This window comes from Pseudomonas sp. P97.38 (assembly GCF_001269745.1).
GTDB lineage: Bacteria > Pseudomonadota > Gammaproteobacteria > Pseudomonadales > Pseudomonadaceae > Aquipseudomonas > Aquipseudomonas chlororaphis_E.
Genome location: NZ_LHVJ01000009.1, coordinates 60,255 through 74,306, shown reverse-complemented (window position 1 = coordinate 74,306; position 14,052 = coordinate 60,255). Strand labels below are relative to the sequence as shown.

Sequence of the window (14,052 nt, the reverse complement as noted above, 5' to 3'; positions counted from 1 at the left end):
TGAGAAACACTACAGGTAACGTTCACAACCCTCAATAGCTCACGCGTGAGATTTTTCACACCTGCGCACAGCCATTGAAACACCCTGTGGGAGCGAGCTTGCTCGCGAAGGCGTCAGGCCAACCAACGCCTTGGCAGCTGTTGCACCGCTTTCGCGAGCAAGCCCGCTCCCACAAGGAGGCCCTACGGATAACTGAAACTCTTGACCAACGTCAGCTCGCCCACCGCCCTCATCGGCACCACGAAGGTCTCGATTTTTTCGCTCGGCGTGCCTTCCTCGGTGATCACCGTCACCTGCGCGGTGGTCAGGGCTTGCACCGCTTCGGTGCCGCCGCTTTCCCCGCCCTCTTCACCTTCGTTCTCGTCGGCGATATCACGGTAACCGCCGCCGTAGTAGTTCACGTACACCAGGTACTGGCCCTTGATCGGTGCAGGCATCGAGAAGATTTCCGGGCCATAGCCGGTGGTGACGTCGACGTCGAGGGCCGCGCCATTGGGGGCCACGCGGTCGCCGTACCAGATGTGCGCTCCGTCGGGCGTGACGAGGTGCAGGTCCAGGTCGGTGCCGTCGCTGTCCCAGGTCAACAGCACCCGCAGCTTGGCCGGGCTGGCGCCGCCGCTGGTGTGGAGAAACTGCGTGCGATGGCGATGTTGGCCATCGGGGCTGCGCACTTCGACGCTGTTGCTGCCATTGGGGAAGGAGAACGGCCGGTCGAAGCGGCCTTCAGGGTCGAGCTTGAGCGGCATGCTCACGCCGTTGACGATGAGCTTGCCCGGCTCGCGCTCGCCCTTGGGCGCCGCGGCGATCTGGCCGGTGATGCGCGCGGTGGCGGCCTGCCCCTGGGGCGTATTGACCGACGAGGCCGGGTAGTTGACGACCTGGCTGTAGTTTTCGCCGTCACCGCCCGGCGCGCCGCTGCGCCAGCCGCCGATCGGGGTATCGAGCTTGACGGGGTCGGCGGCGTAGGTCGATGGCAACGCGGTCAGGGCGCAGAGCAACAGCAAGACCTGTGGATAACGGAGTGTCATGGTCTATTCCAGCAAGAGGTGACGGGCGAGCCCTTCGATATAGTCTTCGTCCTGGCCGTTGGGATGTGCTTCAAAGGCCAGGTGCAGGTATTCATGTGTCAGGTCGAGGCGGTCTTGCAGCGACAGCACGCCGCGCACGTAGATGCGCTGGCGCTCGCGGTCGACATAAGGCCGGCCGAAGGCAACGCGGCAGACGGCGAAGGTGCTGATCTCGTTGTAGCCGACTTCGCTTTCCAGGCGCGAACGCCAGCCCCGCCGCTGTTTCAGCAGCCAGTCCTGGGCCGCGGGCAGCGCCTCGCAGGACGCCACCGGATTGTCCCAGCGGCTGAGGCTGGCGCGGGGGTAGGCGTGCAACAGGATGGCGTCGTAGCGCTGGCCGGCGTTGGCTTGCTCCACCGCTTGCAGCCAGGACAATTTGTCCGGGCCGGCCTGGTCGGAGTGATAGGTCACGTCGATGCCGGCCAGCACCAGGTCGCTGGTCCAGGCTGCGATGGCCCGGGTTTCAGGGGCGGCCGGGCGAGGCGCGACACGCTGGCGGTGGCTGCTGTCGTCAATGCTCAGGCAGTCGCCATGGCGCTGGGCGTTCTGCAGCAGGTAGGTGCGGATCGCCACGGCCAGCGCCTTGGCGGCCTCGGCGGGTTCAGCCTTGGCTTCGCGTTGCAGAACCCGGGCGACGTACTCCTCCCGATCCAGTCGCGCGACCAGCTTGCCGGGCGTCAGGAACAGTTCGCCATCGCTGTGGATATCCAGTTGGTTGCCGTTGGCGAACTCGACCCGGTAATCACCTCGCAGTTGCCCCGGTGTGGCCGGACGGTCGCCGGACAGCACCCGCTGCAATGGATAGCGGGCAAACAGGCCCACCTCCACGCAGCGCCCGGTTTCCGCCGGCCAGCGGGACGGCAGCGCCGCCGCCAAACCCTCACCATAGACCTTCAGGACCTGCTGGCTGGTGCCACGCCCACCGGCCCAGACGGGCGTGCCGTCCACCAGCCAACCGGCGAAACCGCCCTGGCGCGATGCAGGGCCCTGGTCGCCCAGCCAGCTCCAGGTCTTGACCCGCAGGCGACTGCCCAACTCGCCCACCAGCCGGCCGTCCGCCGCGTTGAGCACCACGTCCAGCAGCACCCGGCGCGCCTGATCCTGAGCCGGCAAGGAAGCCAGGGCCTTGAGCAGCTCGGCGACCGGCACTTGGGTCTGGGGTTGCAGGGTCGGCAGGTCCAGCAGCCAGGCCGGTGCCTGGCGGGCTTGCCAGTAGTCACGCCAGTTGGCCGCCGAGAGCCCGAGCCGCTGCGGCTCGAAGTACAAGCCGCAAGACTTCACCAGGGCCTGGTCGCGGCCGATGCTCTGCCCGGCATTGCAGCAATAGACTTCTTCCTTCGATTCACCGCGACAGGCATAGGCCGGCTCGCGAGCATTGGTGTCCACCAGCCAGGCGTAGACGAATAGTTTCCACAGGCTGCCCAACGGTGCCTGCAAGGTGTCGGGCAGCGGCTGGCGATCCAGCACCTGCGCCGGGCTCACCCGCAGCAGTTGGCCGTCGAAGGCCAGGCGCAGCGGCTCGTCCTGCGCCGTTGCCAGCGCAGGAATCAAGCACAACAGACACCAGGCCAGCCGCCTGCGCATGTCAGTTGACCGTGACCTGACCGAGCGCCGGTTTCTGTTCCCGCGCCTGATTCTGCGGCGCGTAGACCTGGGTGAAGCGCACCGGCGGCAGGTTGAACTGGCCCTTCTGGGAGAAGCGCACCAGATGACGCAAGCGCAACTCGCCACTGAGGGCATCCACCGGCACCGCGTAGGCCATCTGGCCCGGCTCGAAGCGCGCCTTTTCCAGGGCCGTCGGTTCGCTGTCGGCCTTGCCCACCAATTGGATGCCCCAAGTGGTGCGCTCCACATCGGCGCCCGGCGGCAGCGGCACTTCGAGCATGCCGTAGCGCAGCGGCGTCGGCGCCTTGCTGTTGATGATCACTTCGTCCAGGTACAGGCTGTCGCTGGACAACGGTTTGTTGCCCACCGGTTCGAGCTTGAAGGTGAACGCTTCGTCGCCCGGCACCAGGCGTGACAGGCGACGGGTGATCGAGACGGCCATCGATGCCACGGGCGGTTGCTGGCTCTGGAAGCTCAGGGCTGCTTGCAGCGGACGTTCCTGGGCACCGTTGAGGGCCAGCGAGGTCGGAACCTGCGCGCCCTGCCATTGCCAGTAGGTTTCACCGGTGGCGCCTTGTCGGGCTTTCCAACCGTCACCCGGCGTCAGCGTGACCGCCGGCGCAGCTTGTTCGATGCTGCGTTGCAGCCAGCTCAAAACCAGGGCCCGCTCCAGGGTCGACTGTTGTGGCAGCACTCGCTCCAGCAAAGCCTTGGCGCGAGCAGGGTCAAAGGCTTGCAGCGACAGCACCAGTGCCTCGGCAAACGGTGCGGAACTGACCGCCAGTTGCTGCTGCGCAGCGTCCACCTGGCGATTGAACGCCTCTGGCAACGGCATTTTCAGCTGCCTGGCCAGGGACGCGGCCAAGACGCGGGCGCTCGCCAGGCCCAGGGCCGAATCCGGCGCGTTCATGACCAGGCTGTCTTCACCGCCGTCCATCACGCTGTCGGCACCCGCGCCACGAGCCTTGGCCAGGTCGTCCATCAGGCCGCTGAGCAAGGTGTTCACCGGCAGTTGCATCTGCTTGGCGAACGACAGGATCAGCGCCCGCTGCAACAGCGGCGTATCACCGGCCTGCTTGGCGTAGACCTCCAGCACGCGCTGCCAGTGTTCCGGCGGCAGGCTGATGTCCAGGGCCTTGCTGGCGTACCAGTCGGCGTAATAGGCATAAGCGGTCAGGAATGCATCCGGCTCACCGTCCTGGCCCCACCAGGTGAAGCTCGCCGACGGCCCGGCCATCTGCACCAGGCGCAGGCGACTGTTTTGCATGATCAGGCGCAAGCGGTCACGGGTCTGGGGGCTCGACGCCAGGCTCGGGTACGCGATGCTCAACGGCAGCAATTGGCTGGCCGTCTGTTCGACGCCACCATAGGGGTAGCCCAGCAGATCGTCCAGGGCCGACCGGAACAGCGCTTGCGGACTGTCGTCCAGGCGCAGGCGGATATCACTGGCGTCGGCCGGCAGGTTCAGCGGGGTATCGCCGCCCGCCACATCGACACGCTGGCCCTGGGTCACTTGCCAACCACTGCCACTGGCGTTCAGGTTCACGGCCAGGGCGTCCTGCGTCTCGCCGTTCAATTGCAGCTGGACGCTCAGGTCGCCGCTGCTCAATTCCATGGCCGGCAGCGCCACGTAGTTGATGCCTTTCTTGAGTTCCGCCACCAGCCGTTGTTCAGCACCGGCGTAACGGATCAACAACTCGGCCTTCAACGGTTTCTCCGACTGGCTGAAGGCGAACAGGCCCAATTGCGGCTTGTCGCCCGCGCGGAAGCGGGTCGGGCCGCTCCACTTCAGGTACAGCGGTTTTTCCGAAGCGATGAATTGTTTCTTCTGGCCCACCCGGCCATCGTCGGCGATGGCCCGGGCAGTAATGCGCCAGCGGGTCAGGGAGTCCGGCATCTTGAAGGTGAAACGGGCCTTGCCACTGGCATCGGTGACCAGCTCCGGCTGCCAGGCAGCGGTGTCGACGTCTTCACGACGCGGGCGCTCCAGCACCTTGACGCCACGCTCGCTGCGGTTGGCCTTGCCCGGTGCGCCTGGGCTGCCCGGCAATGCCACGTCGTAGCTGATGAACGATAGGCTGGCGCTGGTGCGTACGTTGTTGCGCCGCGGGTGGTAGAAGAACTGGTCGATGGTCGGCGCCACTTCCGGCTGCAGGGCGTAGACCATTTCGTCCACCACGCTGACCGTCAGGTGCGCCGGGATCGCCTTTCCGGCGAACTGGGTGCTCAGGTCCACGGTGACCGTGTCGCCCGGCCGGTAGCTGGCCTTGTCGGTGACAACGGCGACGTCGATCTGCGGCGTGACCACCTTCAGACCGGCGTTCTGGAAGCTGTACTGGCCACCCTTGGTGTAGAGCACCGAGAACGTCATGTTCGGCGCAAAGGCGTCCTTGACCGGGATGCGCGCGCGATACTGGGTCTCGCTGAGCTTTTCCATCTTCAGCCAGTCGCCGCCCTTGGACAGCAGCGCCGTGGCCTCGACCTTGTCACGTTCCAGGGACAGCAGCGCATCGCTGACCGGCTCAGGGAACGTGATCAATGCCAGGGCTTCGTCGCCGGTCTTGTACTCGGCTTTATCGAGGACGATCTCGACAGTGCCCGGCACGGCCTTGATGCCGTCGCCCGTCACCGCATGGGCGGTGGCGCCGATGACCCGGCCGTGTTCGTCCTTGAGGGTCAGGTTGTAGGTACCGGGCCGGTCGAAGGTCAGGCTGAAGCCTTTGTCCTTGGCCGTCAGCTTGCCGTCGCCGGTGCTCTGGTCTTCCAGGCGCACCCAGGCGTAGCTGCCCGGTGTCACGGCTTTGCTTTGCTCGCTGCCACCTACGTTGGCGTAGCTGAACGCGACCTTCTCGCCGACCGCACTGAAACGCTGGCGGGCGCCCAGGCTGAAGTTCGCCGCGCCGCGGTCGATCAGGATTTCCTTGGTGGTCTTGACCCGATACGCCGCGCCATCGCTGGCGAATACGGTGAGGGTGTAGCGGCTCGGCTTGTCGGCGGCCGGCAGGTCAAGGGTCGCGTTGCCCTTGTCATCGGTGGTGACTTCGCTGCTGGTCAGTTCTACCGGGAATTGCCCCAGGTATTGCAGCTCGTTGTCCACCATCGACAGTTGCTGGGCGCGCAGGCTCAGGCTGACCTTGGCATTGACCACCGGCTTGCCGTCCGGGTACAGCAACACGAGGTTGCCCTTGACCGGTTCGCCCGTGCGGTAGTCCTGCTTGGCCAGGTTCAGGGCGATCTCGAAGTGCGGCTTGATGTATTCGGCCACACGGAAGGCGCTGCTGTAGAGCTGGTCCTTGTAGCTGAAGCGCAGCTCATAACCACCGGCGACGGCGTTTTCCGGCAGTTGGAAGCGGCCTTGGGTCCCGGCCTTGGAATCGAGCTTCAGGGCCAGGGTCTGCAAGGCGGTGCCGGTGGCATCCAGCACGCTGACGTTGACGTCGGCGGCCGTCGGCTGCACCGAATCACGGGCGTTCTTGAACTCACGACCGACGATCTTCAACGATACCCAATCCCCCGGACGGTACAGCGGCCGGTCTGTGAAGGCGTAGAGCTTGGTGTCGTAGATTTCGCTGTCGTAGTAGAAGTTTTCCGAAACGAAGACCCCGCCCTCCTCGTCCTCGCCAATGACGAACGAACGCTCCGGGCTCACATGCTTGAGGCGCAGCAAGCCATCCTCGTCGGTGGCACCGCTGCTCATCACGCCCAGGCCGTCGGTCCACAGCACGTTGACCTTGGGCACCGAACGCCCTTCATGCTTGCGCGCGGCCCAGACCAGCAACTCGTCGCCGGCGATCTTGCTCACCGCCACGGTGTTGGAAACGAAGACCATGGTGGTGGCCCGGTACTTGCCGATCAGCGCTTCCACCAGGTACAGGCCTGGTTTCAATTGGCCCAGCGGCACGTAGACGTTGCCCGGGGCGACGCTGACGAACTCACTGGACGAACCGGCCAGGTTGACCCCGGCAGGCGGCTGGATCGGCTTGGCTTGCCACAGCGGGTAACGGAACTGGCTGACCACCGGCAAGCCCGGGATCAAGGCAAACTGGGCCGGTGCGTCGTACGGCGTCGGCGCGACCAGGGCGTCGCCGATCTTCAGCTCCGGCACTTCTTCGGTCACTTGCTGGCGAGACTCGTAGGAGAACGCCCGCTGCATCACCCGGCGGGACTTGCGATACCAGTTATCCCACAGGTACGCGAGGGTGTTCGACAGGCCTTCGCCCTTGAACTGGCCGTCACTGACCACGCGGTGCAGGTTTTTCTGGCGCTTGAGGAAATCCAGCGGCTTGTCGATGCGATAGACGCGAATGTCGGCGCCGCCATAGGGCTCCATGCGGAACCGACGGTAGTCGCGGCCCGGCGCTTCGAGGCGAACCATGGCCTGTTCGTCGCTGGCGAAACTGCTGTCGGCCAGCAGGAAGAAGCTCTCGCCGGACACGGGGGTGTAGCCGCTGGGCTCCACCGTATCTTCGGCGTTGACGACAGGTGCCAGCAACAAGGCAAACAGCAGGGGTAGTTTCGAACACAAGCGCAGCATGCGGGCACCGGTCATTGGGAGAGAAAGTTGAGTCGATAGACGCCGATGAAGTTGGGGTTGGCTGCGTCGGGTATCCATCGGGTGTCCTTCCAGTTCATGAGTTGTTGCAGGCTTGCGGAGCGCATGCCGTTGTCGGTAGGGGTGGTGGTGCCGGTGTGATAGGCGATGTAGCGGCCCATCCAGATCATCAGGTGCTGGTCGTCGCCCTGGTCGAAGAACATCAGGTCGCCGGGGCGGGCCTGGGCGACATCGCGGCCCACCAGGCGGCTGTTGAACTGGATCAGCTTGATGGCGTTGACGTAAGGGCCGACCTTGCCGCCGCCCTGCTGCCATTGTTGGGCGAGGCGGCGCTGCGCATCGCTCAACGGCAGTTCAGGTGGCAGGTAGCGGTTGGACAGGCCATTGCTGCGCAGCCATTTGTCGTCGTGGACCTTCAGCGCCTCGTTGGCCGCAAAGCGCACCAGCCCGGCACAATCCTGCTGGTACCAACGCGGGCTCGGGCCCCGGGTCAGTTGCTCCTGGGCGATGCGCACGAACCAGGCCCGAAAGACCTTGGACTGCTCCACATCCAGCGCCGGCGTCTCGAGCGCGAACGCCTGCCCCGCCAGCAACAGCGCCAGCAGCAACACCCACGACCGGGGATTGCGCATCCGTGCGGTCACAGCGCTTTCCATTCCAGCGGCAGCCATTGCCAGTGACCGTCCGGCTCACTGCCGGCCGGCAACGTCAGGGCGTACTTGCCGTAGCCACCGAGGGTGCGCAGCTTCGGAATCAGATAGGTTTGCGCGGCGTTGTAGAACACCGGCTCCATGTCCTGGGGCAGGCTGTCGAGGGTTTCGTGCTGCATCAACTGCGCGATGGAGTCCGGGCCGAAATAGATCGGCATCAGCAGGTCCTTGGGCACCACATCGGCCATCGGCGGGAAGCGCTTGTCGAGGGTGCCGAGGGCCTTGTCCACCAGCTTGTCGTCCAGGGAAAACAACAGCGTCGAACCGTGGCGCGCCAGGCTGACCCGCATGAACGCCTTGCCGGTGATGGCGTCCGGTTGCAGCGAATCCTTGGCCAGGTAAGGTCCGAAGTTGGAACTCACCTGCCGTTGCCACTGGTGCATCGCGCCTTCCTGCTTCTCGACCACCGGGAAGGCGTGCTCAGCGACATTGTTTTCGTAGGCGCCCACCATCGAACCGAACAACTGGCCCAGGTCGGCGTCGAGCTTGCCGTCGTCTTCGTTCAGGCTCGCCACCAGCAACGGCGTGTAAAGACGCGAATCGGCGTACCAGCACAGGCCGGCCGCGCCGGTCACGTGGTCGATCATGGCCTGGGCGGCCTTTTCATCGGCGCCAAGTTTTACCAGCAGCGGCTTCTGGGGCGCAGCCGCCAGGGGCAAGGTCACGCAGGCGCTGGCGCCCATGGGCATGGCTTGCCAGATCGGCTTGAAGTCGAAGTCTGGCTGGTTCTCCAGTTCGTCCATGGCCAGGAAGCTGTGCCAGCCCTTGTCGTCCATGTCGAAGCGCAGCCCGGCGAAATTCGGGATGAACCGCTGGTAGCCCATGGCGAGCACGCTGGCGTTGACCGAGATGCGTTGCTTGACCTGCGGTGCCTTGGCCGGCAGGCCGAAGGCTTCGGGGAAGAGTTTGTCGCCGTTGAGCAGCGCCGCCAGGGCGGTGGTCGACACACTGCCGCGCTCCTCCGATGGGCCGTTGGCCGGGTCGTAGAGCTTGGTCGGGTTGGACAGCACCACCAGCTTGTCGCCATGGGAGGCGAAGACCAGGGACTTGCTGGCGTTGTAGGTCAGTTGATAGAGCGCGACATCGTCGCCGCCGACCCGCAGGTCGCTGAGTTTGCTCAGTTGCGTATCGTCCAGGGCAACCTTGGCCAGCGGCTCCAGCACCTTGGCCAGGCCACCGCGGTCCATCACCAGCAGGAAATCCTTGAGGCGACCATCGGCGCCGCGCCACAGCGCGACATCGGCCGGCTGGTCGAACAGTTCCTCGATCAGGCTGTCCTGCAACTTCAGGTCATGCTCGTAGATGATCCGGCGCAGGCTGCCGATCAGGCCGAGGCGGTCGGCGTGGGCCTCATAGTAGAAGACGAAGTCTTCGGTGAGCGTGGCCTTGAGGAACGGTACCGCCAGCAGGTCCTTGGGCAACTGGCTCAGGGAATGGGCCTCGAGCAAGCCGTCGGGGCGGCTCAGGCCGAGTTTCTCCAGGGCCAGCGCCGTGGGCGGCGCCTTGGGCTTGTGCATGAACCAGCCCAACCCGGCGGCTACACCGGCCACCAGGCACAGCCCGATCAGCAACGCCGGCCAGCGACGCGCAGGTTTAGCGACAGGTGTCGCAGTGGTCGGGGAAGCAGTGTTGTCGCTCATATTCACAAGGGCCTGTTCATCCGTGGAGCGGAATTAGTAGTTGAAAGTCTTGACCAGCAGCAGATCGCCAATGGCGCGCAGGGGCACGACAAAGGTCTCGCGTTTTTCGTCGACGGTGTTTTCGTTGAGCACCAGGTTGATCTGCGAGGTGATCACCTCGTTCTGGTTGCTGCCTTCATCGAAGTTGTAGCCACCGCTGCCGTAGTTGCCCCAATAGTTCACGTAGACCAGGTAGGTGCCGTGCATCGGCGCGGTCATGGTGAACATTTCCGGGCCGGGGCCATCGACGCCATCCGGGTCCAGGCCGCCGCCGTTGCTCAGCGCAGGCTGGCCGAAGAACGCATGTTGGCCGTCCGGTGTGACGATATGCAGATCCAGCTCGGCCTTGGGGTCGTCCCAGCCCAGCACCACTCGGATCTGCGCCGGCGTGCGCAGGTTGTTGGCTTCATAGAACTGCACCCGCTTGAGCGACCGGCCTTCGGAACTGCGCACCTCGACGCTGTTGGAACCGGCGCCGAACGCATACGGCCGGGCGAAACGCCCTTCGTCGTCGGTATAGAGGTTCAGTGGATTGCCGTTGACCGCCAGGCTGTGGGGTTGGCGCATCGTGCCCATAGCCTTGATCTGGCCTTCGATCATTGTGCGGTTGCGCTGTACGCCCCGATCGATGGGGGGCGTGGGATAGGCAACCTGGGGATTTTCCGTACGGTCGAGCAGGCCACTGTAGCGCCAGCCGCCCACCGGCTCGGACATCTGCGCCGAAGGCTGCGCCCACGCCAAGGGTGCGACCACCAACGCGATCAACAGTGTAGGAAAACGCATGTATGCCTCCTGCCATGCACAACGCAACCTGGCGCCCTTCCCCGGCGCATTTTTTATCATTTATCAGGTTTCGTCCGAAAGCCCGCCATACGGGGGCTGTAGATGGCGCGAAGGTTAGCGATTCGGCCAATGATTCACAATCGGGGAACGCGCGATTCTGTGTGGGAAATCACGGACTGAACCGAGCGTGAGCCGATTAGCGTGCGTATTCGGCTCACGAAATGAGCCGAATACGTAAAAATTGTACAAATTCTGAGCAATTGATGGCGCGTCAGGCAACACGGCCCCCCTCCGTCGCGCGCCCCAAGCGGGACCAAGCGCCCTCGCCCCAAAAGCCAGGCCGCAGCGTCTGGCACAGCCTCATCTGCCCCGCCTGACCCTGCCCCCCCTGATTTGCCCCAACCCCCCATGTCTGCTAGTGTCGCGCCGGTTTAACAGTCAACCGGAAGAGCCGCCATGGCCCGTAAAAAAGCAGCACTGGATTTCGAACAATCTCTGGCCGACCTGCAAACGCTGGTCGAGCGGCTGGAGAACGGCGAATTGTCGCTGGAAGACTCGCTGACCGCCTTCGAGCAGGGTATCGGCTTGACTCGCGACTGCCAGGCGGCGCTGGCCCAGGCCGAGCAGAAAGTGCAATTGCTGCTCGAACGCGACGGCGAGTTGACCGAAGAGCCTTTCGACGCGGAACAGCCTGAATGATCGCCGCCTATCAGGCCAGCAGCCAGGCCCGGGTCAATGCTGCATTGGACACCTTGTTCAGCGCCCCGAGCCCGGAGCTGGCGCGGTTGTACGAAGCCATGCGCTACAGCGTGATGAACGGCGGCAAGCGTGTCCGCCCGCTGCTGGCCTATGCCGCCTGCGAAGCGCTGGGCGGCGAGGCTCGGCAGGCCAACGGCGCGGCGTGCGCGGTGGAGCTGATCCACGCCTACTCGCTGGTCCACGATGACCTGCCGGCCATGGACGACGACGACCTGCGCCGCGGCCAGCCCACCACGCACAAGCAATTCGACGAAGCTTGCGCGATTCTTGCCGGCGACGGGTTGCAGAGCCTGGCCTTCAGCGCCCTGCTCGACCCCGCCCTGAGCGATTGCCCGGCGCAGATCCGCCTGGACATGGTCAGTACCCTGGCGCTGGCGGCGGGCCCTGCCGGCATGGTCGGCGGTCAGGCCATCGACCTCGGCTCGGTCGGCTTGAAACTGGACCAGGGCGCGCTGGAATACATGCATCGGCACAAGACCGGTGCGCTGATCGAGGCCAGCGTGAAGCTGGGCGCCCTCGCCAGCGGTCGGGCCACGCCGGAGCAGTTGCATGCCTTGCAAGCCTACGCCCGGGCCATCGGCCTGGCGTTCCAGGTGCAGGACGACATCCTCGACGTCGAAAGCGATACCCAGACCCTCGGCAAGCGCCAGGGCGCCGACATCGCCCGCGACAAGCCGACTTACCCGGCCCTGCTCGGCCTCGATGCCGCCAAGGCCTACGCCCTGGAGCTGCGCGACCAGGCCCTGGCCGCGCTGCGACCCTTTGACGCGGCGGCCGAGCCGTTGCGTGAGCTGGCCCGCTATATCGTCGAACGACGCAACTGATACGGGGTCAACCCTTCAGACTGCGTATCGGCCAAGTTCCGGCCAACGCGTGGGCAGCTTGCGATGCATAAGGTAAACTGCCGCCTCTTTCTATACCTATAACGATTCGCCTGATGCCCACGACGTTTCAAGAGATTCCCCGCAAGCGCCCGACCACGCCCCTGCTGGACCGTGCCAACACGCCGGACGGCCTGCGCCGGTTGGGTGAAGCCGAGCTGGAAACCCTGGCCGATGAGTTGCGCCTGGAACTGCTCTACACGGTCGGTCAGACCGGTGGGCACTTCGGAGCCGGCCTGGGCGTCATCGAGCTGACGATCGCCTTGCACTACGTGTTCGACACCCCGGACGACCGGCTAGTGTGGGACGTGGGGCACCAGGCCTACCCGCACAAGATCCTCACCGGCCGTCGCGAGCGCATGGGCACGTTGCGCCAGAAGGACGGCGTGGCAGCATTCCCGCGCCGCTCCGAGAGCGAATACGACACCTTTGGCGTCGGCCACTCCAGCACGTCCATCAGCGCCGCCTTGGGCATGGCCATTGCCGCCCGCCTGCAGAACAGCGACCGCAAGGCCATTGCCGTGATCGGCGACGGCGCACTGACCGCGGGCATGGCGTTCGAGGCGCTGAACCACGCGCCGGAAGTCAACGCCAACATGCTGGTGATCCTCAACGACAACGACATGTCGATCTCGCGCAACGTCGGCGGCTTGTCCAACTACCTGGCGAAGATCCTCTCCAGCCGCACCTACGCCAGCATGCGCGAAGGCAGCAAGAAGGTCCTGTCGCGCCTGCCCGGTGCCTGGGAAATCGCCCGGCGCACCGAGGAGTACGCCAAGGGCATGCTGGTTCCCGGCACGCTGTTCGAAGAACTGGGCTGGAACTACATCGGCCCCATCGACGGCCACGACCTGCCCACATTGATCGCCACCCTGCGCAACATGCGCGACCTCAAGGGCCCGCAGTTCCTGCACGTGGTCACCAAGAAGGGCAAAGGCTTCGCCCCGGCGGAAGTCGACCCGATCGGCTACCACGCCATCACCAAGCTCGAACCCCTGGACGCACCGGCCGCCGCCCCGAAAAAAGCCGGCGGGCCGAAGTATTCCGGCGTGTTCGGCCAGTGGTTGTGCGACATGGCCGCCGCCGATCCGCGCCTGGTGGGCATCACCCCGGCCATGAAGGAAGGCTCGGACCTGGTGGCGTTCAGCGAACGCTACCCGCAGCGCTACTTCGACGTGGCGATTGCCGAGCAGCACGCCGTGACCCTCGCCGCCGGCATGGCCTGCGAAGGCGCGAAACCGGTGGTGGCGATCTATTCGACCTTCCTGCAACGCGGCTATGACCAATTGGTGCATGACGTGGCGGTGCAGAACCTCGACGTGTTGTTCGCCATCGACCGTGCCGGCCTGGTGGGCGAAGACGGTCCGACCCACGCCGGCAGTTTCGACCTGTCGTTCCTGCGCTGCATCCCCGGCATGCTGGTGATGACCCCGAGCGATGAAAACGAGCTGCGCAAAATGCTCACCACCGGCCACCTGTTCAATGGCCCGGCGGCGGTGCGCTACCCCCGTGGCACCGGCCCGAATGCGCCCATTGAAGCCAACCTCGACCCCATCGAGATCGGCAAGGGCGTGATCCGTCGCCAGGGTCGGCAAACCGCGCTGCTGGTGTTCGGCGTGCAACTGGCCGAAGCCCTCAAGGTCGCGCAGACCCTGGACGCCACGGTGGTGGACATGCGCTTCGTCAAACCCCTGGACGAAGCGCTGGTCCGCGAGATCGCGGCGGGCCATGAACTGCTGGTGACCGTCGAGGAAAACGCCATCATGGGTGGTGCCGGCGCAGCAGTCAGCGAGTTCCTGGCCCGGGAAAACCTGCTCAAGCCGGTGTTGCACCTGGGCCTGCCGGACATCTACGTCGAACACGCCAAGCCTGCCCAGATGCTGGCCGAGTGTGGCCTGGACGAGGCCGGCATCGAAGCCTCGGTGCGCCAGCGATTGCAGTTGCTGGGCCTGTAATTTTCAGCCCACACAACCCCCTGTGGGAGCGAGCTTGCTCGCGATAGCGGTGTGTCAGCCA

The 14,052-nt window shown here is 65.1% G+C and carries 9 protein-coding genes; 3 read left to right on the top strand and 6 right to left on the bottom strand.

Annotated elements, in window-relative coordinates; translation table 11 throughout:
- Positions 1-182: 182 nt before the first annotated feature.
- From AD664_RS02315 to AD664_RS02290, 6 genes are read right to left on the bottom strand one after another with little or no spacing between them, the layout of a single operon-like run.
- Positions 183-1,028 carry a YfaP family protein gene (locus tag AD664_RS02315; protein ID WP_042732431.1) on the bottom strand — a complete coding sequence of 282 codons (846 nt, stop codon included), beginning with the start codon at positions 1,026-1,028 and terminating at the stop codon, positions 183-185.
- A gap of 3 nt (positions 1,029-1,031) precedes the next feature.
- A complete protein-coding gene (locus tag AD664_RS02310; RefSeq protein ID WP_053144112.1) occupies positions 1,032-2,651 on the bottom strand; it encodes a DUF2300 domain-containing protein in 1,620 nt (539 codons plus the stop codon).
- Between the two features lies 1 nt (position 2,652).
- Positions 2,653-7,221: an alpha-2-macroglobulin gene (locus AD664_RS02305; RefSeq protein WP_083454117.1), complete on the bottom strand. Its 4,569-nt coding sequence runs from the start codon at positions 7,219-7,221 to the stop codon at positions 2,653-2,655.
- Entirely contained in the window at positions 7,218-7,856 is a 639-nt protein-coding gene (locus AD664_RS02300) for a DUF1175 domain-containing protein (RefSeq protein ID WP_162489263.1), read from the bottom strand. The genes AD664_RS02305 and AD664_RS02300 overlap by 4 nt, the downstream gene beginning before the upstream one ends.
- An 8-nt stretch (positions 7,857-7,864) precedes the next feature.
- Positions 7,865-9,574 carry a DUF2138 domain-containing protein gene (locus AD664_RS02295; RefSeq protein WP_053144108.1) on the bottom strand — a complete coding sequence of 570 codons (1,710 nt, stop codon included), beginning with the start codon at positions 9,572-9,574 and terminating at the stop codon, positions 7,865-7,867.
- Between the two features lie 33 nt (positions 9,575-9,607).
- Positions 9,608-10,396: a YfaP family protein gene (locus tag AD664_RS02290; protein ID WP_042731665.1), complete on the bottom strand. Its 789-nt coding sequence runs from the start codon at positions 10,394-10,396 to the stop codon at positions 9,608-9,610.
- Between the two features lie 456 nt (positions 10,397-10,852).
- Here AD664_RS02290 and AD664_RS02285 point away from each other — a divergent pair, with 456 nt between their 5' ends.
- From AD664_RS02285 to dxs, 3 genes are all read left to right on the top strand, one after another.
- Entirely contained in the window at positions 10,853-11,095 is a 243-nt protein-coding gene (locus AD664_RS02285) for an exodeoxyribonuclease VII small subunit (protein ID WP_003185917.1), read from the top strand.
- Entirely contained in the window at positions 11,092-11,979 is an 888-nt protein-coding gene (gene ispA / locus AD664_RS02280) for a (2E,6E)-farnesyl diphosphate synthase (protein ID WP_053144106.1), read from the top strand. Before AD664_RS02285 ends, ispA begins: the two co-directional genes overlap by 4 nt.
- Positions 11,980-12,092: 113 nt before the next feature.
- Positions 12,093-13,991: a 1-deoxy-D-xylulose-5-phosphate synthase gene (dxs, locus tag AD664_RS02275; RefSeq protein WP_042731668.1), complete on the top strand. Its 1,899-nt coding sequence runs from the start codon at positions 12,093-12,095 to the stop codon at positions 13,989-13,991.
- The last annotated feature ends 61 nt before the right edge of the window (positions 13,992-14,052 follow it).

What these genes read in the sequence shown, in the direction of transcription:
- AD664_RS02310 (WP_053144112.1), bottom strand. Translation starts at nt 2,651, where the DNA reads ATGCGCAGGCGGCTGGCCTGGTGTCTGTTGTGCTTGATTCCTGCGCTG.
- AD664_RS02285 (WP_003185917.1), top strand. Translation starts at nt 10,853, where the DNA reads ATGGCCCGTAAAAAAGCAGCACTGGATTTCGAACAATCTCTGGCCGAC.
- AD664_RS02290 (WP_042731665.1), bottom strand. Translation starts at nt 10,396, where the DNA reads ATGCGTTTTCCTACACTGTTGATCGCGTTGGTGGTCGCACCCTTGGCG.
- ispA (WP_053144106.1), top strand. Translation starts at nt 11,092, where the DNA reads ATGATCGCCGCCTATCAGGCCAGCAGCCAGGCCCGGGTCAATGCTGCA.
- AD664_RS02305 (WP_083454117.1), bottom strand. Translation starts at nt 7,221, where the DNA reads ATGACCGGTGCCCGCATGCTGCGCTTGTGTTCGAAACTACCCCTGCTG.
- dxs (WP_042731668.1), top strand. Translation starts at nt 12,093, where the DNA reads ATGCCCACGACGTTTCAAGAGATTCCCCGCAAGCGCCCGACCACGCCC.
- AD664_RS02300 (WP_162489263.1), bottom strand. Translation starts at nt 7,856, where the DNA reads ATGCGCAATCCCCGGTCGTGGGTGTTGCTGCTGGCGCTGTTGCTGGCG.
- AD664_RS02315 (WP_042732431.1), bottom strand. Translation starts at nt 1,028, where the DNA reads ATGACACTCCGTTATCCACAGGTCTTGCTGTTGCTCTGCGCCCTGACC.
- AD664_RS02295 (WP_053144108.1), bottom strand. Translation starts at nt 9,574, where the DNA reads ATGAGCGACAACACTGCTTCCCCGACCACTGCGACACCTGTCGCTAAA.